Below are 25,156 nucleotides of genomic sequence, written 5' to 3'. Positions count from 1 at the left end.
TGTGAAAAACGGCGTCGGGATCAGTAGCTGCGCTCTTTGGGCTCGTAGCTCTTGTTCTCGCCCTCCAGCACGACCGGCTTGTACCAGAGGCCGGGGCTGCCGTCGTTCCACGACAGCATCGTGTGCTTGAGCCACTCGTCGTCCTTGCGCTCCTGGTGCTCCTTGCGCCAGTGGGCGCCGCGGAACTCGTCGCGGGCCAGCGCGCCGACGGTGATGGCCTCGGCCACGTCGAGCGCGTTCCGCGTCTCGATGGTGTGGATCAGGTCGGTGTTGTAGGTGCGCGAGGGGTCCTCGACCGTGACGTGCTGGTACTCCTGACGGGCCTCGCGGATGTCCGCCAGCGCGTCCTCGAGCGCGCCCTCCTCGCGGAACACGTTCACGTTCTCGGTCATGGTCTCCTGGACGTCCGCGCGGACCTCGGCGTGGTTGACGCCCTCCTCCTTCTCGAGGAGGTAGTGGACGCGGGTGCGCTCGGCCTGCACCGCTTCCTCGACGACGCCCTCGGGGGCGCTGGCTTCGGCAGCGGCGCCGCCGTCGGCACCAGCGGATGGCGGCGATGATCGGCCGCCATCGGCGAGCGCGCCCTTCGCCGCGGAGGGGAGGTCGGCCTCGCCCAGCGGCACCGGGGAGACGTTCTCGCCTTCCTCACTGTCCTCGTCCCAGCCGGTGGTGATCTCCGGCTCGTCGTCGACATCGCCGGCGGCATGCCGGCCGGCACGGGCGCCGAACACCGCGAGTTCGGGCAGCGCGTTGCCGCCCAGTCGGTTGGCGCCGTGAACGGAGGCACACGCACACTCGCCGACGGCGTAGAGCCCGTTCACACAGGTCGAGCCCCACTCGTTGGTCTCGACGCCGCCCATCGCGTAGTGCTGGCCGGGCTTGACCGGCATCGGCTCCTCGAGGCCGTCGACGCCCTCGAAGTCCTCCGCGAGGTGGAGGATGTTCTCCAGTCGGTCGAGGATGCGCTCCTCGCCGAGATGTCGCATGTCGAGGTGGACGTACTCGTCCTCGATACCGCGCCCCTCGGCGACTTCGTTGAGTTCCGCCCGCGCGACCACGTCACGCGAGGCGAGTTCGCCGTCGTTATTGGCGTAGCCGTGTTCGAACATGAGGCGCTCGCCCTCGCTGTTGTAGAGGATCCCCCCCTCGCCACGGACCCCCTCGGAGATGAGCACCCCCGTCGTCGGGAGCGTCGTCGGGTGGAACTGGATCATCTCCATGTCCTCGATGGGAACGCCGGCGCGGTAGGCCATCGCGACGCCGTCACCGGTGTTGGCGATGGCGTTGGTGGTGTGGTCGTACACCTGCCCGAGGCCGCCGGTCGCGAGGATCACGCCGTCGCGGGCGCGGAACCCCTCGATCTCGCCGCGCTTGATGTCGTAGGCGACGACGCCGTGACAGTCACGCTCCTCGGGTTCGTCCTCGTCGGTGACCGCGAGGCGGGTGACGTACCACTCGTCGTACACCTCGATCCCTCGTTTGACCACCTGCTCGTACATCGTGTGGAGCATGTGGTGGCCGGTCTCGGCGCCGGCGTAGGTGGTGCGCGGGAAGGAGAGCCCCCCGAACGGCCGCTGGGAGACCACGCCGTCCTCGTCGCGGGAGAACGCCATCCCCCAGTTTTCGAGCTGAATCGTTTCCTTCGGACTCTCGCGGGTGAGCGCCTCCACCGCGGGGGCGTCGCCGAGGTAGTCCGAGCCCTTCATCGTGTCGTAGGCGTGGTCGTGCCAGTCGTCGCCCTCGCGCAGCGCCGCGTTGATGCCGCCCTCCGCCGCCCCGGTGTGGGACCGGACCGGGTGGAGTTTGGTCACCATCGCCACGTCCGCGCCGGCCTCCTGTGCGGCGATTGCCGCACGAAGCCCAGCGCCGCCGGCACCGACCACGATCACGTCGTACTCTCTCATCTTACCAGAACTTCAGGTTGGATTTGACTGCCTCCCGCTTGAGCTCCTGAATGTGCTCGGTCAGCGGGATGTCCTTGGGACAGACGTTGGTACACGAGAACTGGGTCTGGCACCGCCAGACGCCGTTCTCCTGTTCGATCAGCTCCATGCGGTGCTCCTTCATGTTCTCGCCCTCCCGCTCGTCCATCGCGAAGCGGTAGGCCTTGTTGATCGCTGCGGGCCCGAGGTAGGCGTTGTCGCCGGCGGCGATGTTGCAGGAGGACATACAGGCGCCACACCAGATACACCGCGTCGACATCTTGATCTTCTCGCGGTTCTCGGGGGTCTGGAACTGCTCTTCCAGGTCGTCGTCGGGCGTCTCGTCGGTCTGGAAGTACGGCTCGACCGCCTCCATCTGGTCGTAGAAATGCTCCATGTCCACGACGAGGTCCTTCACCACGTCCTGATGGGGGAGCGGTTCGACCCGGACCACGTCGCCCTCGAGGTCGGCGATCTGGGTCTGACAGCCGAGGCGCTGGCGCCCGTTGATGAACAGGGCGTCCGAGCCACAGACCGCCTGCCGGCAGGAGTGCCGGAACGTGAGCGAGGAGTCGTACGTGTCCCGCGCCGCGATCAGCGCGTCGAGGACGGTCATCCCCTTCTCGAAGGGGATCCGGAACGTGTCGAAGCGCGGTTCGGCCTTGGCCTCGACCTCGGGGTCGTAGCGGAACACCTTCAGCGTGACCGCGTCGTCGCCGAGATCCGGCTCCGCGTCGGCCGCTTCCTGCTCGCGCTCTGCGGCGCGGGCGGCCTTCTCGGCCCGGCGGCGGTCGCCGGGCGTCTCGGGTTCGCCGTCGTCAGTGTGTTCGTGTTGTGTGCTCATGTGTTAGAACAGGTTCGTCCAGACGAGCGCGGTTCGCAGCCCCTGTACGACCATGATCAGGCTGGCGACCACAAGCACCGCCGTGATCGCGGTCTGTTTCCAGCCGTCGACGCCGTCGCGCTTGACGAGCGTGTTGTAGACGCCGTTGACGCCGTGGAACGTCGCCGTCAGCAGGAACAGCACCATCAGCGAGAAGTACGTCCACGTGCTCATCCGGGCGGACGTGCCCGCGAACGTCACGTCGGCGGCGTGGTTCACGAAGTGAAGGAGGAAGAAGTGGAACGCGAGCACGACCACCAGGAAGGCGGCCGTGAGCCGCTGGAGCAGCCAGCGCGTTCCCGAGCGGTCGAACGAGGAGTAGTGCTCGGCCATCTCAGAACACCCCCGAGATGAACGTGGGGACGCTGGCGACGGTGATCGCACCCGTGAGCACCAGCGACGCGTAGAAACTCTCCTCCTGTGCTTCGAGCCCCTTGCCGAGGTCGATGAACAGTAGCCTGACCCCGTTGAGGATGTGGAACACCGCGACCGCGAGCAGACCCACTTCGAGGAGCCGCACGATGGCGAGCCCCTCCAGCCCGACGATGGTGTTCTCGTACGCCGTCTCGCCCGCGAGGGCCGTCGAGAGCACGGCGATGTGTGTAAAGAGGTAGCCGATGAGGACCCAGCCGGTGAACTTGTGGAAGATCCACGCCCACATGCCGGCGGTGAACGACCGCCACCGCCCGAAGTCCTCGACGGTTCCCCGGTCGTACGACTGACTCATGTAACAGGATTACTCGGGTCGGAGGGGGTATAGAACTTACCGTCTCGGCGACGGCGGCTTAGAACAGCCCCGCGACGAACCCCGCGCCCATCACGATCAGCACAGCCGCCGAGAACGCCGGCAGGTACGGGGTGTAGCGCTCGACGCGCGCCTCGTATCGCTCGTAGCCCGCCACCAGCAGCATCGTGAGGCCGACGATGCCGCCGATCACGGTCAGCGCGTAGGCACTCATCAGCTCCAGACAGTGGGTGGAGCCGGCACAGAACGCGATGATCTCGAACTCCTCCTCGTGGGCGAAGCCGAGCAGGAACGCGAACCACGCGATGCCCAGCAGGCCGCGCTCGGCGGCCGCCGCCTCGCCGTCGTGGTCGTGGGAGTGGCCGCCGACGAACGGGAGCGCGCGCTTGATCCGGGCCCACCAGCCAGACCGGTGGTCGTGATCACGGTGGCCGTCGTCGTGATGGTGGGCGTGGTCATCGTGCTCGTGATGGTCGTGATCGCCGTGATCATGCCCGTGATCATGGTCGCCGTGCCCGCCGTGGGAGTGGCTATGTCCGCCGTAGTACTCCCGCAGGCCGAGCAGGATCAACAGCACCCCCGCAACGAGACTCACCGGGCCGCCGACGGTCACGCCCTCGACGACGGTGATGGGTTCGTTGACCTGCGTGAGGCTGAAGTACGACTTCGCGTAGAAGAACACCCCGACCATCGCGATGCTGCTGATCAGGTGGCCGATCCCGAGGATCAGGCTGGCCGCGAAGCCGTAGAGCCACTTGTTCGGCTGTTCGAGCGCGTATGAGGCCGCGACTGGCCAGCCGTGCCCGGGTTCCATCCCATGGACGGCACCGAGGGCGACGGCGCCCAAGAGGAGTCCGAACGCTTCGCCGTGGAGCATACCGAACCGCGGTGAGGGACCGGTTTAGGGGTTGTTAAGACCGAACCGGCGAAGCCGTAATAACGGCTAAGTGGCGCGCCGACCCAACCCACCTGTGCGAACGAGCCTCAACGTCCCGGCCGACGTGCTGGAGTCCTTCGACGAGACGTGGCAGGAACAGGAGATGGAGTCGCGCTCCCGGGCGGTTCGGGAGGCGATGCAGGAGTACGTTGAGCGCCACACCAACCTGGGGGGGATCGAGGGCGACGCCGTCGCCGCGCTGGCGTTCGACTACGAACACACGCTGGTCATCGGCGACCTCCACACGGTCCAACACGAGTATCAGGACGTAATCGGCACCACCCAGCACCTCCACCACGGCGACTGGTGTCTGGAGACGGTGTTCTGCACCGGCGACGCCGGCCGCATCCGCGAACTGGTCTACCGCCTGCGGGACTTCGACGCCGTCGGCCGGGTGAACGTGATGTTCCTCCAGCCGACCGAGTAACCCCTCGGCCACACCGTTCACGTCGCGCCGCGCCCAACCCTGCCCATGGACCTGACCGACAGGGTCGCCGTCGTCACCGGCGGGTCGAGCGGGATCGGTCGCGAGACCGCGATCCGAATGGCCGAACGCGGCGCCGACGTGGTGATCGCCGACGTGCGCGAGGAGCCACGGATTCCCGACTCCGAGGGGGGCGCGCAGGATCAACGACCCACGCAGGAGTACATCGACGCCGAGACCGACCGCGAATCCCACTTCGTCGAATGCGACGTGCGCCAGCCGTCGGACCTCGAAATCGCCGTCGAGGCCGCCGAAGAACTGGGTGGGATCGACGTGATGGTCAACAACGCCGGCGTCTTTCGGACGATTCCCTTCGAGGACATCGACGAAATCGAGTACGGGCAGGTGATGGACATCAACGCAAAGGGGGTGTTCTTCGGCGCGCAGGCCGCCGCGGCGGCGATGGACGAGGGCGTCATCGTGAATCTCTCCTCCATCGCTGCACGCCACGGCACCGGGAACCACCCGGTCTACTCCGCCTCGAAGGCCGCGGTGCGGAACTTCACGAAGTCCATGGCCGACGCACTCGGGCCGGATATCCGGGTCAACTGCGTGCTCCCGGGGGTGATCGACACCGCGATGACCCGGAAGGACACCCACACCGTCGGCGGCGAGCGAGCGGCGCGCTACGAGGAGGAAATCCCGCTCGGGCGGTTCGGCGACCCCGGCGACGTGGCCGACGCGATCTGCTTTCTCGCCAGTGACGCCGCGCGCTACGTCTCGGGTGCGGGGATAGCCGTCGATGGCGGGCTAAGCGCGGTGTAGCTACGGAACCACGTCGCCGGCGCGCTCGCCGAGTTCCTCCTCGACCTGCCAGAGGAACAGCGCCGCGTAGCTCCGAACCGGCGCCCAGCGCTCGGCGAAGGCGGTCATCTCCCCGCGGGTCATCTCGGGGTCCTCGCCGTGGTGCTCGACGAGCGTCTTCAGCCCCTCCCGAACCCCCAGATCGCCGACCGGGAACACGTCCGGCCGGGCGAGGACGAACAGCAGGAACATGTCCGCCGTCCACGGGCCGACGCCGGGGATCTCGGTGAGCGTCTCCCGCACCTCGTCGTCGTCCATCGCCGCGAACGCCTCGCGGGTCCAGCCGTGCTCGTGGAACGCGTCGGCGATCTCGTTGACGTACCGGGTTTTCTGCCGGGAGAGGCCCGCGTCCCGTAGCGTCTCCTCGTCGGCCGCGCGGATCCCCGCCGGCGTAACCTCGATAGCGTCGAACAGGCGCTCCCGGGTCGCGGCCGCGGAGGCCATCGAGACCTGCTGGCGGAGGATCGAGACGATCAGGCGCTGGAACGCGTCCTCCGCGGCGTCGAGCGAGACGGCCCCGACCTCGGCGACGATGGGCCCGAGGTACTCGTCCTCGCGGAGTTGCTCGTAGGCCTCCTCGTCGGTCAGGTCGTCCGTGGGCGTCGTTTCGCTCATAGTTCGAACCGCATCCCGTCCTCGGCGACGCGCACGTCGCCGTCGAAGCCGGCGGCCTCGATGCTCTCGATCATCTCGTCGTGCTTCCCCTCCGTGTGGGGGTAGAGGTGGGTCAGCAGCAGGCGGTCGATGTCGGTGCCCGCGAGCGCCTCGCCCAACTGGGTCGGCGTCGGGTGGTTGTCCACGTCGACCTCGTCCGGGAACGAGCAGTCGTGCAGCAGCACCTCGGAGCCGTCGGCGAACCGCGCGATGGACGCGCTGGCCTCGCCGTCGGCGCCGAAGGTGAACTCGGAGTCAGCGTCCTCGTCGGCGAACCGATAGGCCAGACAGTCCATCGAGTGGTCGGTCTGGTGGGTCGAAATCTCGAACCCCGCGGCCTCGAACTCGGCGTCGGCGCTCACCTCCCGGATCGAGAGGTCGACGCGGTCCTGCAGGTAGTCGTGAACTTCGAGCAGGTCGTCGAGCAGCGCCTTCGTCCCCGTCGGCCCGATCACCTGGAGGTGTTCCTCGCCGGCGAGCCAGCGCGCCTTCAGCAGCGCGAGCAGGTCGCTGACGTGGTCGAGGTGGTGGTGGGTCAGGAGGACCGTCGAGACGCCCTCGTAGCCGACCGACGTGTTCGCAAGCCGGTGGAGGACGCCGGCGCCGCAGTCCACGAGCAGCGTCCGGTCGTCGCGTTCGAGCAGCAGGCCGGTCTGGACGCGGTCGGGGAGCGGCATGGCGCTTCCCGTGCCCAAGAGCGTGACGCGCATGGACGAGGGATAGCGGGCGGCGGGGAAAGGCTGTGTGGTCGGGGATTCACGGCTCTGCGATGGGGAAGTCGAGGCGGACCGTGGTGCCGTCGTCGCCGGTCGACTCGATAGTGAGTTCGCCGCCGGCCGCACGGGCGCTCCAGGAGGCCAGCCAGAGGCCCAGCCCCTGACTGTGTTTGAGCGGCGTTTCGGCCTCGCGCCGGAGCACCTCGCGTTCCTCGACGGGGATCCCCGGCCCGTCGTCGTCGATGCGGAGCGTCGCCGTCTGGCCCATCGTGTCGGCCCGGAGCCGAACCCACGGCTCGCCGTCGTTGTGCTCGATGGCGTTCTCGAGGAGGTTCCAGAGCGCGGTCGTGAGCGCGGACTCGTCGGCGACGGCGGCCACCGCGTCCTCGTCGTCAAACGACGACTCGACGGTGGCGTTGGCCGGCAGGTCGAACCGACTGACGACCGCCGTCGCGACCGAGGTGAGATCCGTCGGCGTCACGTCCTCGCCCGAGGAGGGTTCGATCCGGGTCATTTCCCGCACCTTCTCGCTGGTGTCGACGACACCCTCGACTTTCGCCTGAATCTGCGCGGCCACTGCGGCGGGGTCGGCCGCTTCGTCGGCGGCGATACGCTCGGCCAGCCCGTGGACCACGTTCATGTCGTTCCGGAGGTTGTGCCGGAGCACGCGGTTCGCGACCTGCAGGCGCTGTTCGTACGCCTGCCGGTCGGTCACGTCCCGGAGCACCAGCGCGTAGCCCGTTAGCTGCTCCTCGGCGTCCCGGAGCGCCGACACCTGCACCTCGTAGCGCCGGCGGATGCCGCCGGGGTCACCCTCGACGGTCGCGCCGGAGAGCCGCGAGAGCGGCGTTTCCGGGAACACCGTGGAGATGTGGTCGCCGGGTTCCGGTGCCGGCGCGAGCACGCGCTGGGCGCGCTCGTCGGCGTCGACGACCATCCCCTCGGCATCGAGCACCACGAGGCCGTTCCCGACCACGTCGAGGGCGGCCTCGCGGGCGATGGGGGTGCGATCCAGTAGGTCGAACTGGAACAGCGCGACGCTCATCAGCGTGACCGTAACGACGAACGTGAACGGGGTCAGGTCCAGCCCCGGAGTCGGGGTGATCCCCAGCGTGAACGCGACGTTGGCCAGAAGCGGCAGCGTGAGCGCCGCCAACAGGGTCTCCGCTTGTCGGCGGTAGAGCTCCGAGGACCGGATCGCGGTCCGGAGCACCAGATAGACGCCGAAGCCGACGATAGCGTAGGCGTAGGCGATATGGACGTAGTAGCCGACCGCGAACGTCGGCGCGAACACCGTCAGCGGCGCGTCGGCCGGCACCATCAGACTCGACCAGATCAGTTCGTGCTGGGGGTTGGTGAGGACGAACGCCGCGAACACCGCCGGCTCGGACACCATCGCCCAGCGCGCAGCGCGGGTGAGCCACGTACCCTTGCCGGCGTAGCGCAGCGAGAACAGCAGCCACGCGGTCGGGATGAACCCCGCGACGGCGAGGGTTAGCTGCCACCACACTAACTGGTCGGGCCGGGTGTCGAAGCCGAGTTGGACGCCGTAGCTGAGCGTCCACGTGCCGATGACGGTGACCAGCGCGACGAAGCCGCCGACGTAGCGCTCGCTCCGGGTGCGCCGGATCGCGACCGCGAGCAGGCCCGAAAAGAGGCTCACCGCGAACAGCAGCAGCGACGGGTGCCCCGGATGCCACGCCATAGTACGAGCGGAGATTCACGGGAACAACCAAAAACGGTGGGGACGGCCCGCCCTCGTGTCAGTCGAGTTTGAGGAACGCCGAGAGCGTGGTGAGGTCGCCCTCGTCGACGCCGAACGCGGACACGTCGTTGTCGTCGACGGTGTTGTCCATCTGGAGCGAGCGGAACTGGTCACTGCCGAACGGGAACCCGGGGACGTAGTCGAGGACGGAGAGCCCGATCTTCGCGATGGGCATCGGGATCGGGAGCACGTTCACCCCGCGGCCGTCGGCCCGGTGGCCCAGCCGCGCCACTTCGGCCATCGTGAGCGTCTCGGGGCCGCCGATGTCGTAGGTCTCGCCCACGTGCTCGTCCTTTTCGACCGCGTCGGCGAGCATCGGCACGAGGTCGGCGACGTGGATCGGCTGGAATCGGGTCTTCCCGCCGCCGGGTAGCGGCGTGACGTACGGCGGCGCGAGCAGTTTGGTGAACGTCACGAACTCCCCGCCCTCGCCGAACACGACCGAGGGCCGGGTGATGGTCCAGTCGAGGCTGGAGTCGCGAACGACTTTCTCGGCCTGCCCTTTCGCCCGGATGTAGTTGGTCGGCCCCTGCGGGTCCGCCCCCAGCGCGCTCTGCTGGAGGAAGCGGTCGGCGCCGGTCTCCTCGGCGGCCGCGACGAGATAGCGCGTCCCCTCGAGGTGGACCGAGAAGTGTTGCTCCTCGCCGCCGCTCGGGGTGAACAACGGCGAGAGCGCAACGAGGTTGACGACCGCGTCGTGGCCGTCGACGACCGGTTCGATGGACTCGTAGTCGGTCACGTCACCGGTCGCGTGGGTCACGCCGTCGGGGAGCGGGTCCTCCGGCGCGCTGCGGGACATCGCGGTCACGTCGTGGCCGCGCTCGGCGAGCTCCGCACAGAGCGGGCGACCGATGAAGCCGTCTCCGCCGGCGACGAGTACCTGCATACCCGGCTGTTTGATGCGCGCTAACTTAAAACGGGGCGGCGTCGGTGGTCGGTCGTCGCCCATTTGCCTCTCCATCGCCGCTAACCGACGGCCCTTAATCCGGGGGCGAACACGCTCCGGCCATGCTCATCACGCTGGAGGGACTCGACGGTAGCGGCAAAACCACCGTCTGGGAGGCCCTCCACGACTCCCACCCCGAGGCGACGTTCACCCGGGAGCCCACGGAGTCGTGGTACGGCGACGCGGTGAACCGCGCCATCGACGACGACGAGGCCGACCAGCTGGCGACGCTGTTCCTGTTCACGGCCGATCACGCGAACCACCTCTCGGAGACGGTCCGCCCGGCGCTCGAGGACGACGAACTGGTCATCTCGGACCGCTACTCCGACTCCAGATACGCCTATCAGGCGGCGGCGCTCTCAGGGAGCGAACTCAAGCGGCCGATGGAGTACATCCGCGGCATCCACTCGGCGTTCACCCGGGAGCCGGACGCGACCATCTACATCGACGTCGATCCGGAGACGGCGGCGGCTCGGAGCGGGAAGACCAACCAGTTCGAGGAGACCGCCTTTCTCGCGCAGGTGGAGTCGAACTACGAGCGCCTGATCGAGGCCGAACCCGAGCGGTTCGTGCGCGTCGACGGCACGCAGTCGCCCGAAGTCGTGATCAACACGGTCGAGGGCGTCGTGGACAGATTACTGGCTGAACACGAGGAGTGACACCGGCCGCGGCGAGCGACCCGGCGCGACCGCCGTGTCGCGCCGACGGAGCCGGATGCCGTGGCCGTGTTGGTGACAGTATCGTTCACTCCCAGGTATCCGGGACGGCGACGTCCTCCGGCGGCGGCACGTAGAGCACGTCGACCAGCGCACCCAGACCGACCGGAACCGCGATCAGCAGCGTGAACACGATGGCGGGACTCCCGAGTTGGGGGCCGAGGCTGAGCACGCCGGAGAGCACGTACGTCGAGCCCAGCAGCACCAGCGGGATCGCCGTGACGGTGAACAGCGCGGCGCCCCCGCGGGTGTCCAGCGCGATACGGAAGTAGCGGGTCAACACCGCCGCGATCAGCGAGTGGACGGCGACGAGTGCGAGCAGGAGCGCGACCGAGAGCGCCGAAGCCATACCGCCCGCTCGGGGCCGCGTGACCTTTTCGCTGTCGCTGTCGGTTAGCGTCGACTCCGGCTGAGAATCCGTCGGCTGTCGGTCGCCGACTCCTACTGAGAATCCGTCGGCTGCCGGTCGCCGACTCCTACTGAGAATCCGCCGGCTGCCGGTCGCCGACTCTTACTGAGAGTCCCGCGTTGCTTACTGTTCGATCCCGTCGCTGCCGGCCGCCCGCCGCGCTTCTGCCAGAATCCCCGCCACGGGATCGGTGTACTCGTAGCCCGGAATCACGCCCTGGACGTACGTCCCCTCGACGAAGTCGACGATTGCCGCTGCATCGTTGACGCCGCGCCGGGGGTCGATGTCCTCGAACGTCAGCGTCGCCTCGGCGACGCGCGCGCCGTCGTGGGTGGTCGATTCGACGGACGGGTCGGGGCGCTCGTCGCCCGCGAGGATGCCGCCACCGATGCTGCCGAGTCGGCGTTCGAGGGTCTCGTACCAGCCGTCCTCGACGATGGGTGCCACGTCGTCCTCGGTCACGTCGTCGAGCATCGGCACGCGAACCGTGACGGCGAACTCGATCCGGCCGCCCTCGGCGGCCTCGGCGTCGACGACACCCTCGAAGGGGGTGGCAGTCGCGACGTATCGGCCGTCCTCAGCCTCGAACGCGTCGTGGTCGCGGAACGCCCGCAGGGCTCTATCGGGGAGCTCGCTCATACCCGAACCAGGCGCGCGAGGCGAATAAGCGCGTCCTTCCGCGAGGAATCCCGGTTGGGCGGGAGCGGGAGGAACAGGACTGACGGCGGTACGACCGCGTGACTGCCGGTTTTGAGGGGCTTTTCCCCACCCACCCCGTAGGACGGGTATGGCCGAGCAGTTCCTCGACACCGACGCGCTCGTCGACGCCGTCGCCGACGCCGAGTTCGACCGCACGCCCGCTGTGGTCGCGAACGCACACATCACGGGGCTGAGCGTCGCCCGCGCGCTCGACGCCCACGGGGTGCCCGTCATCGCCATCGATCAGGTGGGTGACGGCGTGGCGCCCCACTCGGACGCCATCGACTTCGCCGGCCGAGTGCGCTACCCACTGGACGATCCTCAGGGGTTCGCGGAAGACCTTGCCGCTATCGCCGACGCGGCTGGCGAGGTCGTCGCCTTCGGCTGCATGGACGAGTGGGTCCACGGGTTCGCCGACGCCGGCGTGGAGAACGTGACTCTGCCGTGGGGCAACCACGTGAGCGTCCTCGACAAGAGCCGACTCTACAAGCGCGCCGAGGAACTCGGCGTCCCCTACCCCGAGACGTACTTCCCGAGCGAGACCGACCCCGACGCGGCCGCCGAGGAACTCGGCTTCCCGCTGGTGGTCAAGCCCGCACGCAAGCGCGAGGGCGAGGAGGCTATCGGGAGCAACGTCGTCGAAGTCGTGAACGGCGAGGAACTGCACGACGTGCTCGACGCCGCCGCCGCGGCCGGCGTCGAGGTGATGCTGCAGGAGAAGGTGAACATCGCGACGGGGAAGGACCGTTCGCTGGCCTCCTACGTGCCCGAGGCGGGCGACCCAATCGCCGTCGTCGGAAACGCCGCCGTGCGGTTCCCGCTGGAGTTCGGCACCTCGTGTCTGGTCGAAACCGTCGACGCGCCCGAGATCGAGGCCCGCGCGCTCTCGGTGATCGAGGACGCCGGCTACTACGGCATCAGCGAGTCGGAGTTCGTCTACGACGCGGACCGCGAGGAGTACGTGCTACTGGACATCAACACGCGGCCCTGGAAGTGGGTCTCGCTCCCGGTTTCGGTGGGTGCGGACCTGCCGTACGCGGCGTACGCCGACGCCACCGGCGAGGCGTTCAAGGCCGGCGAAATCGGCGACGGGCGCTGGGTGTACCTGCGTGACTACCTGACGCTGCTGGCGGGCGAGGAGACGTTCTGGGACGTGCTGGATACGGGTGATTGGGCGTCGCTGGTTTCGGGCGCGTTCGAGACGGAGGGGACTCTGACGACGGGTGTGTATCGCCCGAGCGATCCCGTGCCGACCGCGCAGTTGATCGATACGGAGTTCACGGATCGGGACTACTACTGTTCCTGTTAGGCGCGTTTGGTGGGTTAGCGGTCGTTTTTCGGGTCTGGACCAGCCCCGCGAACGGCACCGCGGAATTCCCTTGACTACTTGTGACCGCACAGCTACTGCACCGCGGCCACAGCCTCCCCAACCGACTCGCTCGGGCTTAACCCTCGCTCATCCCTCGCGCTCGCCTCGCGCACAGAGGCGCGAGCGCTTCGCGCCGCCGCGGTACGGTTGCGGTGGACGCCTCGCGCTCGCCAGCAGTCGGCGAGCGCGGGGGGAGGGGTGGGGACTCGGCGCTGTGCCGGGGTTCATCCCCGGCGCCATGCGGTCACAATTTGCCAACGAACGAGATGCTGTTGCTGTCGCGGTTGTCGTCGACGCCACCAACATCGATCCAAAAACAAACGAATCCGAATAACCTCGAAACCCCACCGTTTCGCCGGCACCCGGTAGTTCCTAACCCGCAGCCCCCAACCAACAACCAAGATGAGCGACGAGCATCTGCACCTCAATCTCTTCACGATGAACTCCGTCGAGCACGTCTCGCCCGGAACGTGGCGCCGGGACGGCGACCGGTCGGCGGAGTACACCGACCGCGAGTACTGGACCGACGTGGCCCGCACGGCCGAACGCGGCAAGTTCGACGGCGTGTTCTTCGCCGACGTGCGCGGCATCTACGACGTCTACGGCGGCGACCGCGAGACGGCTATCGAGAAGGCCGTCCAGACACCTTCGAACGATCCCGCGCTGGTCGTGCCGGCGATGGCCGAAGCCACCGAGGACCTCGGCTTCGCGGTGACGAAGTCGACCACCTACAACCACCCCTACCAGCTCGCCCGGGAGTTCTCCACGCTCGACCACCTCACCGACGGCCGGGTGGCGTTCAACGTCGTCACCTCCTACCTCGAGTCCGCTGCCGACAACCTCGGCCTCGACGAACGCATGGAGAAGGAAACCCGCTACGAGCGCGCCGCGGAGTTCCTCGAGGTCTGCTACGCGCTCTGGGAGGACTCCTGGGAGGACGACGCCGTGCTGCGGGACGCCGACGCCGGCCGCTACACCGACCCGGAGAAGGTCCACAGCATCGACCACGAAGGCGAGTTCTTCGACGTCCCCGGCCCGCACGGCTCCGAGCCGTCGCCCCAGCGCACGCCCGTGATCTATCAAGCCGGCTCCTCGGAGTACGGCCGGGACTTTGCCGCCGCCAACGCCGAGGCGGTGTTCTGCTCCCAGCCCACCGAGGAGGGGGTCCGGGAGTACATGGCGGACGTGAAGCAGCGGGCCGCCGACGCCGGCCGCGACGAGGACTCGATTTCGTTCTTCATCGGCATCGTCCCCATCGTCGCGCCGACGGAGGCGGAAGCGGAGGCGAAGTACGAGGCGCTAAAGGAGTCCATCGACGTCGAGGCGACGCTCGCGCTCCTCTCGGGCTTTCTCGACATGGATCTCTCCGAACTCGATCCGGACCAGAAGGTCGAGCACATCGAGACCCAGGCGATCCAGGGGACGATGAACGCGTTCACGCAGGCCGACCCGGACCGGGAGTGGACGGTGCGCGAGGTGGCGGAGTTCTCCGGTCTCGGCTCTACCTCCCCAATCGTCGTCGGCACGCCCGAACAGGTCGCCGACGAACTGGTCTACTGGCACGAGGAGGTCGGCGTCGACGGCTTCAACGTGAAAGAGGCGGTCCGCACGGGCAGCCTCGACGACTTCGTGGATCAGGTGGTGCCGGAGCTACAGGACCGGGATCTGTTCCGAACTGAGTACGCGGGCGACACCCTCCGTGAGCGCCTCTACGGCGAGGGCCAGCAGCGCCTGCCCGAGCACCACCCGGCCCGGCAGTAGAGTCGGCGCGACTTGGGTTCGCTCGAAGAAAACCCGGAGCGAGTAGGTTTAAGTTGTTCCACCCACATGGTTCAGTTGACGCTTCGCTTTGGAGGGCCGAAGCGTCAGCGGGGACCAACCGGGCTCGTGCCGCCGCGCTTTTTCGCGGCGGCGCGGCCCGTTTTCGCTGAGCGCTACTCGATCAGTGACGGCTTCGTTCGTCAGTGACGGCTCACTCGATCAGCGACGGCTCAGTTCTCCGTCGGGGGGTTGAGTACGACGCCATCGACGACGGCGAGGCTCGCGACGACCGACCCGGCGGCGCCGCCGGCACCGAGCGACAGCGGCGACGCCAGCCCCCACCCGAACCCGGCCGCGAGGGCGACCGCGATGAAGAGGAGATGGAGGTCGGCGCGGGCCGGCGTCGACGACGGTAGCATGGTAATGAGATATAATTAGGCGTCGATGAAAGGCTTTGTGGCGTCGATACAGGCGGTGTGGGGTCGTCGATGATTCCGAGAGCCAGTGACTCGGGCCGGTGAGACTACCGGATAGTCGGTCCCGCGGAGAAATCCACGTTAACGCTTACCAACCTTCGGCTCGTAGAGTACCGTATGGCCCGCAGTGTCTGGGAACTGTTCCTCGCTCTGTTCAGGGGTGGCGAGGAAGCGGAACCCGAAGCTGACGAGGAGGACGAGGGGCGCTTCGTCCCGTCGCCGATGGACCTGTCTGTCCGAATCGGCCACGGCGGCTCCGAGGACGAACGGCTCCGGGAACTCGCCGAGATCAACGAGCGGGCTCGGGAACTCGAAGAAGAGCAGCGCGGTCGCTGAGTGATCCGAGATTTTTGACTGTTTCACCACAGCGCAGATCGAAAGGACTCGAGCGAGTCCGCACGCCGAACAGAGAATCGCGAGGGGCGGGATTCGAACCACGCGAACTCGCTTCGTCGCCGACGGCCGCAGCCGTCGGCTGCCAGCGGGACCTCCGGTCCCGCCTTGCTCGCTCACCTCCCGCTCCCTGCTTCGAACCCTCCGAGACGCATACACGCCTCTCACTGGCGTTCGAGGCGGTATGCGAGGGGAGGGATTCGAACCCACGGACCCCTACGGGAGCGGGTCTTAAGCCCGCCGCCTTTGTCCTGACTCGGCCACCCTCGCGTACCCGAGGCTTCCCCGCTATCCCGGAAGTCGGTTTCGGTCGGCTACTCCTCCAGCAACAGGGCGACCCCGACCAGCGTCGCCCCGGCGGTCACCGTCGCCTCCTGTTCCAGCGAGTAGACGATACCCTCACGGTCCACCGTCACCTCCTGCAGCACCCCGTAGGTCGTCGGGTCGTACACCGCCCCGACGTGGTCGCCGGGTTCGACGTAGTCCCCGAGTTCCACGTCGCCGTCGATGTGGAACAGCCCCGAGTCGGCGGCTTTCACCCGGCCGAGGTGGTTCCGCGCGATGGTGGCGTTCGTCGGCGCCGTCTCGCCGGGCAGCATGTCGAGGTGGCGGAGCACCTCCAGCATCCCCGCGACGCCGGCGTCGATGGCGTCCTCCACGAGTTCGGTGTTGTGCGCGAGTTCGGGCGTGATGGTCGGGATTCCCGCCTGGGTCGCCGCGACGCGGAGTTTCCCGCCGAAGCCGCGGTCGGCCCACTCGGCGTCGGCGTCCTCGCCCGCCGCCTCCGCCAGCAGGAGGTCGTGGTCGAACGCCTCCGCGAGCGCGCGACACTCGGCGTCGCCTTTCAGGTAGACGGTGTGGCTCAGCATCGCCTTCCCGCCGGTGTGGAGGTCGACGATGGCGTCGGCCTCGCCGGCGTACTCCCAGAGCCGTGCCGCCATGCGCTCGTGGAGGGTCCCGTCCTCGTCGCCGGGCCAGCAGCGGTTCATGTTGGCGTTGACGGAATCCAGTGCCTCCGGTGCGGTGTAGGAGACCCGGTCGAACGTGATTGGGTCGGCGACGGGGACGGCGACGAGCGTGCCCGAAAAGTCGTCCTGCCTGGCGAGCAGTTCGCCGTGGAGCCGCCGCAGCAGTTCGGTTCCGTTGATCTCGCGGCCGTGCTGGGCCGCCTGTACGTACACCGTCGGCCCGCCGCCGTCGCCGTAGGTGTGGATCGTTGTCTCCAGTTCGACGCCCGAGGGGAGTCTGGCGAGCGTGATTCGCTCTGCGTCGTGCATGGCCGAGGCGAGGGGCCCGGGGGCCTTTGTAGCACCGGCCGACATTTTTTTCCCGCCATATGTGATACGCAAGTGTATGGTTCAGTCCCCGCCGCCGGACGCGCTCCCCGACCGGGTTCGGTGGGTGCTCGAAGAGTGTCTCGTCATCGTAGCCATCGCCGCCTTCTGGATCGCGTTCGCGCTGGTCGCGGCCGGGGTGATCGGTGCGCTGGGAAGCCTGCTAAGCGTCGGAGGAGGACTGTTCGAACCCGCCGTCCGACTGCTCAGCGAGGTCGCGCAGAACGTCGAGCAGCTCTGGCTCGTCGTCGGCGCCCTCGCGCTGGCGACGACGGCGCTGTACGTCGTCGTCCGCGCGGGGACGGTGCTGATCGACCACCGTCGACGACCTCCGGAGTAGGCGAGTCCCGTGTGCTTCGCCATGCTTTTGAGAACGCGGTCCCGACCTACTGGCCATGAGCGCAGACGAGGACAAGTATCCCGCCGAATCCGGGCGGCGGCGGTTCGTGAAGGGCGTCGTCGGCGGCTCGGGGCTGGCGGCCGTCGGGATGACCAGCGCGGTCGGCATCAACTCCGCGACTACCTCACCCGGTGAGGGTGGCGGGTCGACGGAGGCGATGGCCATCGAGAACACCGCGGGTCCCGCCCCGCGTGGGATGCCCCAGATTCCCATCGAGATCGACGACGAAGGCTACCTCAAGGGCGTCTGGCCCGAGGTCCAGGAGGTCGAACAGGGTGGCCGAACCATCGAAGTCGCCGAGACGGAGATGGGCGGCGTCCCCTACTCCTCCGAGTGGTTCCAGTACTGTGGCGTCGAGTCCTACGAGGGGATCGTCCCCACCTACGAGTCCGAGAACTACCTCCGCTCGGACGCCGGGCCGGCCTACGACTGGCAGAGCGAGGAACTCGAGGGTGGGGACCGACTCAACGTCAGCATGTTCGAGAACTACGAGTCCTGGGGCAACGGGATCGGCGAGGACGGCCTCGGCAAGCCCGCGACCGGTCGCTGGCGCTCCGAGGACGCCGAGAACACCATCCCGATTCAGGTGATCCGGAGCCCGATCATCGAGGAGATCGCCAACGGGAACACCGACGCCGACCAGTCCATCGTCGACTGGCTGAGCGCGAGCACCAGTCAGGGGTTCATCGCGTGGCTCAACAAATGTACCCACTTCTGCTGTGTGCCGGGCTACAAGCAGAGCGCCGGCGCCGCGTCGTTCGGCGGCGAGGACGGCGTCTACTGTGCCTGCCACCAGTCGGTGTACGACCCGTTCAGCATCGTCCAAACGCTGTTTGTCGCCCGCCCCCGCCCCGAGTAACGTGGCCGACAACCACGACGGAAACGACGGGAACGCCGATGCCGAGAGCACCGGCGGCGAGACCGACGACGAAGCGTTCGCCCGCCGGGTCGAGGAGGCCCGCGACCTGATCGGCGAGGACGCCACCGCGTTCTACGTCGGCGTCGTCCGCGAGGGCCGCGAGGTCGACTCGACGTTCGCCCAGGAGGCCGACGACCCCCAGCAGGAGGGGATGCAGGCGCTCTCGCTGCTTGCCTCCCACATCCGCCTCGTCTCGGACGAGGCCGGCGTCGACTACACCACCGTCGCCGCCGACGCCGTGACGCTGGCCGAGCAGTTAGACGAGTCGGAGTGACCAGCCTCTCGATGACGGCCCTGTCGAGTTCGCTGGGCGGCATCGAGCGCCGGAGCGTCGGGGAGTTCCGCCGTGCGGTCGCCGAACTCTCGCCGACGACCGTCGTCACGCCGACCGACCCCGCGGGGCCACCCTCCGGCTCCAGCGCATCGGCGCCACCGATCAGCCGCCGGCGATTTCTGATAGCGTCCTACCCCTCGCTTGCGGGGGGGTTTATCCACCTAAATTATCAGTATTTGAGTTCGATGCGTAGTTGAATATATCTGCGATAGCTGCCGCCGGAAAAATGTAAACGCAGTGAATGGCTTTAAGTTGGATAGGAGTAATGTCCTATGTGATGAAAAGTCGGAGTGACCCCGAAATCGACATCGAGGCGGATGGCCACGGGCCGGAGCTGGCTGGGGGGCCGCCCGGGGAGTCCGAGCTCAGCTGGCAGATCGCCTGCTCGCTCCTGAAGGCGGACTCGTACACCACCCGTGCCCTAGAGGAACACGTTTTCAGAATGTCTCGGTCGGAGACAGATCACCGTTCGACCAAAGAGTACCTCGAGGAGGCGATCTCCCGTCACGAGGAGATCATCGACGAGTTGCAGTTCGCACTGGGTGCAGTGAACGGCGATGGACCAGGGGGGGACTGACCACTCACGCGCGCGTTAGACTCCAAAGGATTATTGCTGCCGGTGGTGAGTATGGGCTGTATGAGGTTAACGGCCCCGACGGATTTCGAGATTCTACAGGCCCTCTCCGACGGGAAACGGAACAACGCGAGCAACCTCTCTCACGTTCTCGACAAGAACCGCTCGTACATCAACACCCGTCTCCCGGTGCTCGCGGACTACGGACTCCTAGAGCGTGTGGGGCCGGCGCCGAACAGCGGCCTATACGTGATCACTGAGACGGGGATCGTCGTCGCGGACCTGCAGGCGGAGTACGCCGACGAGAACGTCGACTTCGACGCGCTGGTCGAGGAGCGGTTGGAAGCGCGGGACTGACGGCCACCCGGGGTGTGACAGCGCCCGCCCGGCGCTGGCGGACAGTTCTCGGGGTTTGTTCCTCCCGTTGCCGCGGGACACGCCGGACGAAGTATTATATTCCATTGGTATATACTAGGGGTATGGAACCGTTCGTAGCGCGTCGACAGGGACGACGGCCATCACTCCGGCGATGCAGCTCGTAGAACCGACCGACTTCGAAATACTCGCATTCCTCGACGAGCAGGGGCGGAACAACGCGATCAACATCGCCGCCGGGCTGGATCGGGACCGCTCGTACGTCAACACGCGGCTGCGGGCGTTGGCGGAGAAGGAGTTAGTCCAGCGTGTCGGGCCCGCAGAGAACTCCGGGTTGTACGAACTCACCTCCACGGGGGAGGTGGCACGCACCCTCCGGGATCGGTACGACGACCCGGACGCCGACTTCGAGGAACTACTGGAACGTGGGCAGGGGTAGCGGCGTCGACGGCATCCCGTTTTCGCGATACGTGTTGAGAACCCAACGTCTGCGAGACACCCCAACCATTTAACAAAGAGGGGGTATATACCGGTGGTATGTGCGAATGGGAGTTAGGGTCAACATAACGGCTCCCGTTCGGGCATGATAAACGAAATCATGACACACAGCAAGACACGCGAGAAGGCGCGCGCGGTGTTCCTAGCGGCGCTGATGGTCGTCTCCGTCTTCGGAGGCACCATGGCGCTGGCGGGAACGGCCGCGGCGGCCGCAAGCGGCCTATCCGTAGACAGTGGTGCTCCTGCTCAACCAGGAGACACTATCACTGTCTCAACAGATGTATCGACAGCAGGAAATGATGCCACTTTCCTAGTAGTGGATAGTGGTGATTCCCCGGTTGGTTCAAAGACGACCGTTACTGACGGTGGTACGAACGACGTCGACGGAGAAGAGAACGGCGTCGTAACCGCGGAGCTTTCCCTTGGCGGTGCAGCTGAGGGTGAGGCATCCGTATACGCCAGTGAAGGTAGTGACACCACCTCAGCAAGCGCAGAAGCGATTACCTCGTTCGTGATCGATAACTCTGAGCCATCGCTGGGGGCCACGGTCAGCAACATCGCGGGTGGGACGGTTAACACCACTACGCCTACGCTGGAGATCAACCTCACCGAAAATGGTCAGGCGGGTATTAACTCTGACACCGTCGAAGTGAGTGTCGATCAGTCAGATAAAGAGAAGACCTACAAGCTCAACGTCTCCGAGGCACCCACGGGTGTCACCTACGACGAGAGCACTGACAACCTGACGGTCGACTTCTCGAGTGAGAATATTCCGGACCTCGTCGACGGTAGTATGACGTGGACCGTGACGGCCGCCGATAACGCGGGTAATTCGTTCACTTCGGGCGAGCAGACGTTCACCGTCGATGTTGGTGGACCTACGCTTAGCCTCAATTCACCGACTGCGGACAGTGAAGTTGGTGACAATCAGCAGAAGATTAGCATCATCGCTACTGAGGCTAACCTCAACACCGACAGTATCGAAGTGACTGTCACGAACGACTCGGCAACGCTGTATACTGAGAGCAGTGATGCATATTCAGTAAATGCGGCGTACGGCGATTCTGACGAGACCGAGATTGTGATTGACCCATCCCAAGCGTCTAGTCAGACGACGCTCCCGGACGGGCCGATTTACGTCGAAGTCTCGGCAGCCGATGCCAACGGAAACTCGGCTAGCGCGAACTACGAGTTCTCCGTTGACACGACCGAGATCGGCGTCGAGAGTGTCGAACTCGCAGGGTACAGTGGAACGTACAACACGTCTGACTCCGCGACCGTCCGTGTCACGTTCAATGACTCGGTCGACGCGAGTCAGGTCAAAGCCGATGTCTTCCTCAAAGGAACCGCCTCTGACATCGGCCTGGCGAGTTTCACGTCACCGACGGGCGAGCCGAATGTGGCTGAAGCGACCCTCGCCATCGGTACTGGGTTCGAGAACGACTCTGCCATGGTTGAGGTCGTCGCCGCTCAGGATGACGTTACGAACGGCCTCGCCTCGAACGCGAACACGACGTTCGGCGTCGATACAACCGATCCGAGCGTCACCTCGCACGTCGGTGGCAGCTTCACCAAGGACCTTAGCGGTGTCGTCGACTTCCGTAACGCGGTGACCGTCACTGGCGACGACGTCGTATCGAGGACGTACGAACTGACATCCAATGGCGAAACCGTGGCGACGCTGACGCCGTCCGAGGCGGCCAGCTTCGACACGCGAACTGTGGCTGACGGCGCCAGCTACAAACTGGTCGTCGTTGCCGAAGACAATGCCAGCAACACGGACCGCGTTAGCTCGTCGCTAACGATCAACAACGTCGAAGGGACGATCACCGCGAAGGGAGATACCCTGCTGACCGGTGATGCCGACCTGACTACCGGCTTGTCGGCGGACACGCCCGCCGGCGTGCAGGCTGCAGATCTCTTCGACTACAGCGGTCTGGCCAGCGACGAGTCCGTGACAGTGTCCTACGCCGTGTACAACGGGACGAGCGGCACGTTCGGTGAGTACACCGAACTGGCCGATCACACGCTCAACACGAGCACGCTGGAGGACGGCCTAATTAAGGCCAAGCTGACGATCACCAAGGACGACGGTAGCTCCGTAATGGCTACCCAGACTGCCGAGGTCGACAACGTCCCGTCAGTTACGTACCAGAGTGGTGCTGACCCGGCTTCGGACAGTGTCCACCTCGAGAACGCCAACGCTGACGGCGAGATGCAGGTCGTCATCGTGTCCGACGAGGCACTCTCGACGCTCGACGTGGGCGTGACGAACGTCCACTACGCAGAGGACAGCACCACCAACGTCACGATTGACGACTTCACTGCAACGACGAAGAGCAACGGTGATGTCCGATACACGACGACTGTTGAGGCCGACTACGACGGCCAGTACAAGCTGACCGTCCACGACGCCGTTGACGCCGACAACGAGGCAGCCGCTGGCGTCGAGGGCGGAACCGACATGACCACCGTGGACACCGAGGATTCGCATCTCGTTGACGCCGATATCGTCGGTGGTAGCGAAGGTCAGATCGATGTTCGACTGACCTTCAGCGAGCCGATCAGCGCGGCGACGTTCGACAAGCAGTTCAACGGTGCGGGCGTCTCCGTGGCTGACGCTTCCGCAACGGACGGCGACGGCATCGTGAACGTCACCGTTTCGGACGAAGTGCAGACCGGCGGCGACGCGATGCTGAACGCGACGACTGTCACCGAGCAGTTCGGTGACAGCTCGTCCACCGCAACGACCGGTGCTGATGTCACGTTCGAACTCAGCTACACCGAAGACCTCAATGTCGTCTCCATCCCGGCCGAGACTGGCTCGGTCGCGCTGGACGACGTCGAGTTCGGTGACGAGGTCGACTCGGTGATGACCTACGACGACGGCTGGATGTCCTACAACGTCCAGACCGGCGACGGTGACCTGCAGGAGATGGTCGGCGGTGTCGGTTACATCGTCAAGGCCAACTCCAGCGGTTCCGTCGACGTTGAAGTCGAGAACGTGCCGTCCGACGAGGAAGCAGTCGCTATTAACAGCGAATCGCTGAACAACGGCTGGAACCTGGTAGGTGCGTTCCAGGAAGGTGACCAGTCCGTCGACCAGGCGATGTCCACGCTCCCGAGCAGTGCTGACTGGGGCGTCGAGAAGGGCTACACTGGTCAGAACGTGCAGGTGCTGGAACCCGGCGAGGGTTACTGGCTCTTCACGAACGACGACAGTGGCATGCTCGCACCCGTCGACTACACGGGCCTGCAGAGCGGGCAGCCGACAATCGTTAGCACCAACGCCTACGAGAATGGCGATGCGACCGACGAACTCGTCGTTGACGGAAACACCGTCAAAGTGAAAGTCGATGCAACTGACGATTCCGGTGTCTCGAAAGTCTACGCGGACGGATCTGCACTCGGCGGTCCGAGTGAAGTTCCGCTGAAGAAAAACGCCGCTGGCGTTTACGTCGGAACCTTCACCATCGACGCTGCGACGGCGACAGCTGACGAAGGCCAGACCGACGTGGATGTCACCGTCATCGATGCGAGTGGTAACGTCGAATACGGCTCCGATACCGTCAACTACGACGCTACGCCGCTGAATACCGACATCTCAGTGTCGAAAAACAGTAGCGATAATGTCGTCCTGACGGTTACTTCGAACGAGAAGCTTAGCACGCTCAAGGTCACCGGAAGTAACAACCTGGGTGGTACCTACGACACGATCGGTGCTGCTGAAGGCGAATTCACCGAAAGTGGATCGGGTCCGTACACGTACACGCTAGTCACGAGTACGACCACAACGGGAGGTAACACGTACACGGCGACCATCGACAACGCTGTGGACACCAACAACGCTGAAGACAGCGTTAGTAGTGTTTCCGATTCGCTGAAGGTTGAGAGCGTAGGTAGCACAAGCACGTTCAGTAACCCGATGGTGGACCCGGCGGCAGTTCAGCCGAGTACGTCTACCGACAGTCAGGTTATCAAGTTCGACGTCAGTCCGAACACCGAATGGGACGACGGTAACACCGACACGGTCTACATCAACCTCCCCGACAAGGTTGTGAACAGTCAGACGAGTCAGAACTCCCGCGTTGGTACAGTCGACGTCGTGGACGGTGACAACGTCGACTACAGTAGCAATCTCGTACTCGGCGATGACGGGGACAATGTCTACGACACAGTCGAACTGTCGTTCTCCGCGCAGAAAGAGAGTGTGAGAGTCGAGGTGAGCAGCCTAACCCTTGACTACCCGTCCGCTATCGGCGACTACACTGTCGGTGCGAAGATCGTCCCCAGCAAAGGGGCGAGCGTTCAGGACGACAAGATCGCGACGCTGACCGTCGACGACAATGCGCCGACAAGCACTGGCGTTGACCAGCAGGACAGCGATGGTGACGGGAACATCGACACGGCGGTCCTGACGTTCTCCGAATCGATCGACGATTCGACCGTCGAACCCGGTGACTACACCATCGGCGGCACGACCGCTACTACGAAGGCCACCGGCACCACTGCTGACGACAACACCATTGAGGTGTCCATCGACACCAGCAGTGATGCTACGGCTGATGACGGTATCGGCAGTGCTCCTGTCGATGTCGTCTACGCATCGGGCAGTAGTGGTGCGACCGCTGACATCGCGGGTAACGAACTCGCTGATGTGACCATCAAATCTGGCGATGCAATCGTCAGTGATAGTGCTGCTCCGGTGATTCAGAGCGTCACCATCAACACTGGGTCTGACTCAGTTGATGTGACGTTCAGCGAGTCGGTCAATAACGTTGATGCGACCGACTTCAATGTGAGCGTCGGAGGCACAGATAGGACTATCGGGACCGTTAACAGCGCCGACCCGACCTACACTATCACGATGGATACCTACACCATCAATTCGGACGAAGAAGTCATTGTGTCCATCGACAGCAACAACAACGACATCAATGACGGGAACGGAAACAGTCTCCCGAATGACGTACAGATTTCGGGGACTGCCCCCTAACTAACTCCCATCCACCAAATTATTTATAGCAACCAAAAGGACACGAC

27 protein-coding genes and 1 tRNA gene are annotated in these 25,156 nt (G+C 65.7%); 14 read left to right on the top strand and 14 right to left on the bottom strand.

Going from position 1 to position 25,156, the window contains the following annotated elements; translation table 11 throughout:
- Positions 1–20: 20 nt before the first annotated feature.
- The 5 genes from J2753_RS13100 to J2753_RS13080 are packed head-to-tail and all read right to left on the bottom strand — an operon-like array spanning position 21 to position 4,427.
- Positions 21–1,904 carry an FAD-binding protein gene (locus J2753_RS13100; protein ID WP_209492511.1) on the bottom strand — a complete coding sequence of 628 codons (1,884 nt, stop codon included), beginning with the start codon at positions 1,902–1,904 and terminating at the stop codon, positions 21–23.
- A gap of 1 nt (position 1,905) precedes the next feature.
- On the bottom strand, positions 1,906–2,766 hold the full coding sequence (locus tag J2753_RS13095) for a succinate dehydrogenase/fumarate reductase iron-sulfur subunit (RefSeq protein ID WP_209492510.1): 861 nt from the start codon (positions 2,764–2,766) through the stop codon (positions 1,906–1,908).
- A gap of 3 nt (positions 2,767–2,769) precedes the next feature.
- Positions 2,770–3,138, bottom strand: a complete 369-nt coding sequence (locus J2753_RS13090; protein ID WP_209492509.1) for a succinate dehydrogenase — start codon at positions 3,136–3,138, stop codon at positions 2,770–2,772.
- 1 nt (position 3,139) lies between these two features.
- Positions 3,140–3,532 (bottom strand): succinate dehydrogenase, cytochrome b556 subunit, encoded by a 393-nt coding sequence (sdhC, locus tag J2753_RS13085; protein WP_209492508.1) that lies wholly within the window; start codon positions 3,530–3,532, stop codon positions 3,140–3,142.
- Positions 3,533–3,590: 58 nt separating this feature from the next.
- Positions 3,591–4,427 carry a hypothetical protein gene (locus J2753_RS13080; protein ID WP_209492507.1) on the bottom strand — a complete coding sequence of 279 codons (837 nt, stop codon included), beginning with the start codon at positions 4,425–4,427 and terminating at the stop codon, positions 3,591–3,593.
- A gap of 94 nt (positions 4,428–4,521) precedes the next feature.
- On the opposite strand from J2753_RS13080, the gene J2753_RS13075 reads away from it, so the two are divergent.
- Together J2753_RS13075 and J2753_RS13070 are read left to right on the top strand one after the other, a co-directional pair.
- On the top strand, positions 4,522–4,914 hold the full coding sequence (locus J2753_RS13075) for a CopG family ribbon-helix-helix protein (protein ID WP_209492506.1): 393 nt from the start codon (positions 4,522–4,524) through the stop codon (positions 4,912–4,914).
- 45 nt (positions 4,915–4,959) lie between these two features.
- Positions 4,960–5,736, top strand: a complete 777-nt coding sequence (locus tag J2753_RS13070) for an SDR family NAD(P)-dependent oxidoreductase (protein WP_209492505.1) — start codon at positions 4,960–4,962, stop codon at positions 5,734–5,736.
- Here the strand turns inward: J2753_RS13070 and J2753_RS13065 are convergent, their stop codons facing one another.
- The 4 genes from J2753_RS13065 to J2753_RS13050 are packed head-to-tail and all read right to left on the bottom strand — an operon-like array spanning position 5,737 to position 9,796.
- A complete protein-coding gene (locus tag J2753_RS13065) occupies positions 5,737–6,390 on the bottom strand; it encodes a DNA-3-methyladenine glycosylase family protein (protein ID WP_209492504.1) in 654 nt (217 codons plus the stop codon).
- Positions 6,387–7,139 carry an MBL fold metallo-hydrolase gene (locus tag J2753_RS13060; protein WP_209492503.1) on the bottom strand — a complete coding sequence of 251 codons (753 nt, stop codon included), beginning with the start codon at positions 7,137–7,139 and terminating at the stop codon, positions 6,387–6,389. The genes J2753_RS13065 and J2753_RS13060 overlap by 4 nt, the downstream gene beginning before the upstream one ends.
- A gap of 46 nt (positions 7,140–7,185) precedes the next feature.
- A complete protein-coding gene (locus tag J2753_RS13055) occupies positions 7,186–8,850 on the bottom strand; it encodes a sensor histidine kinase (RefSeq protein WP_209492502.1) in 1,665 nt (554 codons plus the stop codon).
- A gap of 58 nt (positions 8,851–8,908) precedes the next feature.
- Positions 8,909–9,796 carry a complex I NDUFA9 subunit family protein gene (locus J2753_RS13050; RefSeq protein WP_209492501.1) on the bottom strand — a complete coding sequence of 296 codons (888 nt, stop codon included), beginning with the start codon at positions 9,794–9,796 and terminating at the stop codon, positions 8,909–8,911.
- A gap of 122 nt (positions 9,797–9,918) precedes the next feature.
- Between J2753_RS13050 and tmk the strand changes: the two genes are divergently transcribed.
- Entirely contained in the window at positions 9,919–10,515 is a 597-nt protein-coding gene (tmk, locus tag J2753_RS13045; protein ID WP_209492500.1) for a dTMP kinase, read from the top strand.
- An 85-nt stretch (positions 10,516–10,600) separates the two neighbouring features.
- Here the strand turns inward: tmk and J2753_RS13040 are convergent, their stop codons facing one another.
- Both J2753_RS13040 and J2753_RS13035 read right to left on the bottom strand, forming a co-directional pair.
- A complete protein-coding gene (locus tag J2753_RS13040) occupies positions 10,601–10,921 on the bottom strand; it encodes a hypothetical protein (RefSeq protein WP_209492499.1) in 321 nt (106 codons plus the stop codon).
- 183 nt (positions 10,922–11,104) lie between these two features.
- On the bottom strand, positions 11,105–11,620 hold the full coding sequence (locus J2753_RS13035) for a DUF5813 family protein (protein WP_209492498.1): 516 nt from the start codon (positions 11,618–11,620) through the stop codon (positions 11,105–11,107).
- 148 nt (positions 11,621–11,768) lie between these two features.
- On the opposite strand from J2753_RS13035, the gene J2753_RS13030 reads away from it, so the two are divergent.
- Together J2753_RS13030 and J2753_RS13025 are read left to right on the top strand one after the other, a co-directional pair.
- The gene (locus J2753_RS13030; protein ID WP_209492497.1) at positions 11,769–12,989 is read left to right on the top strand and encodes a carboxylate--amine ligase; all 1,221 of its coding nucleotides are present in this window, start codon (positions 11,769–11,771) and stop codon (positions 12,987–12,989) included.
- A gap of 462 nt (positions 12,990–13,451) precedes the next feature.
- Positions 13,452–14,810: an LLM class flavin-dependent oxidoreductase gene (locus J2753_RS13025; RefSeq protein ID WP_209492496.1), complete on the top strand. Its 1,359-nt coding sequence runs from the start codon at positions 13,452–13,454 to the stop codon at positions 14,808–14,810.
- A gap of 230 nt (positions 14,811–15,040) precedes the next feature.
- Here J2753_RS13025 and J2753_RS13020 read toward each other — a convergent pair whose 3' ends face one another.
- Complete coding sequence (locus J2753_RS13020) at positions 15,041–15,229, bottom strand: hypothetical protein (RefSeq protein WP_209492495.1); 189 nt, start codon at positions 15,227–15,229, stop codon at positions 15,041–15,043.
- Between the two features lie 174 nt (positions 15,230–15,403).
- Between J2753_RS13020 and J2753_RS13015 the strand changes: the two genes are divergently transcribed.
- Entirely contained in the window at positions 15,404–15,622 is a 219-nt protein-coding gene (locus J2753_RS13015; protein ID WP_209492494.1) for a hypothetical protein, read from the top strand.
- Between the two features lie 242 nt (positions 15,623–15,864).
- On the opposite strand, the gene J2753_RS13010 is transcribed toward J2753_RS13015, so the two are convergent.
- Both J2753_RS13010 and J2753_RS13005 read right to left on the bottom strand, forming a co-directional pair.
- Positions 15,865–15,949, bottom strand: a tRNA-Leu gene (locus tag J2753_RS13010).
- 44 nt (positions 15,950–15,993) lie between these two features.
- Positions 15,994–16,956 (bottom strand): succinylglutamate desuccinylase/aspartoacylase family protein, encoded by a 963-nt coding sequence (locus J2753_RS13005; protein WP_209492493.1) that lies wholly within the window; start codon positions 16,954–16,956, stop codon positions 15,994–15,996.
- A 76-nt stretch (positions 16,957–17,032) separates the two neighbouring features.
- Between J2753_RS13005 and J2753_RS13000 the strand changes: the two genes are divergently transcribed.
- From J2753_RS13000 to J2753_RS12965, 8 genes are all read left to right on the top strand, one after another.
- On the top strand, positions 17,033–17,353 hold the full coding sequence (locus J2753_RS13000) for a hypothetical protein (RefSeq protein WP_209492492.1): 321 nt from the start codon (positions 17,033–17,035) through the stop codon (positions 17,351–17,353).
- A gap of 55 nt (positions 17,354–17,408) precedes the next feature.
- Positions 17,409–18,272 carry a ubiquinol-cytochrome c reductase iron-sulfur subunit gene (locus tag J2753_RS12995; protein ID WP_209492491.1) on the top strand — a complete coding sequence of 288 codons (864 nt, stop codon included), beginning with the start codon at positions 17,409–17,411 and terminating at the stop codon, positions 18,270–18,272.
- Between the two features lies 1 nt (position 18,273).
- On the top strand, positions 18,274–18,606 hold the full coding sequence (locus J2753_RS12990; protein WP_209492490.1) for a hypothetical protein: 333 nt from the start codon (positions 18,274–18,276) through the stop codon (positions 18,604–18,606).
- Positions 18,607–18,617: 11 nt separating this feature from the next.
- Positions 18,618–18,863 carry a hypothetical protein gene (locus J2753_RS12985; RefSeq protein ID WP_209492489.1) on the top strand — a complete coding sequence of 82 codons (246 nt, stop codon included), beginning with the start codon at positions 18,618–18,620 and terminating at the stop codon, positions 18,861–18,863.
- Positions 18,864–18,931: 68 nt separating this feature from the next.
- Positions 18,932–19,243, top strand: coding sequence for a hypothetical protein (locus J2753_RS12980; RefSeq protein WP_209492488.1), 312 nt, complete (start codon positions 18,932–18,934; stop codon positions 19,241–19,243).
- 60 nt (positions 19,244–19,303) lie between these two features.
- On the top strand, positions 19,304–19,597 hold the full coding sequence (locus J2753_RS12975) for an ArsR family transcriptional regulator (protein WP_209492487.1): 294 nt from the start codon (positions 19,304–19,306) through the stop codon (positions 19,595–19,597).
- 172 nt (positions 19,598–19,769) lie between these two features.
- Positions 19,770–20,054: a MarR family transcriptional regulator gene (locus J2753_RS12970; RefSeq protein WP_209492486.1), complete on the top strand. Its 285-nt coding sequence runs from the start codon at positions 19,770–19,772 to the stop codon at positions 20,052–20,054.
- A 144-nt stretch (positions 20,055–20,198) separates the two neighbouring features.
- Positions 20,199–25,109 carry a surface glycoprotein gene (locus J2753_RS12965; RefSeq protein WP_209492485.1) on the top strand — a complete coding sequence of 1,637 codons (4,911 nt, stop codon included), beginning with the start codon at positions 20,199–20,201 and terminating at the stop codon, positions 25,107–25,109.
- Positions 25,110–25,156 lie beyond the last annotated feature (47 nt).

Origin of the sequence: Halolamina salifodinae, from assembly GCF_017874235.1 — an archaeon.
Lineage (GTDB): Archaea > Halobacteriota > Halobacteria > Halobacteriales > Haloferacaceae > Halolamina > Halolamina salifodinae.
The sequence above is the reverse complement of the archived record's forward strand: the minus strand, read 5'-3'. Positions and strand labels throughout refer to the sequence as shown.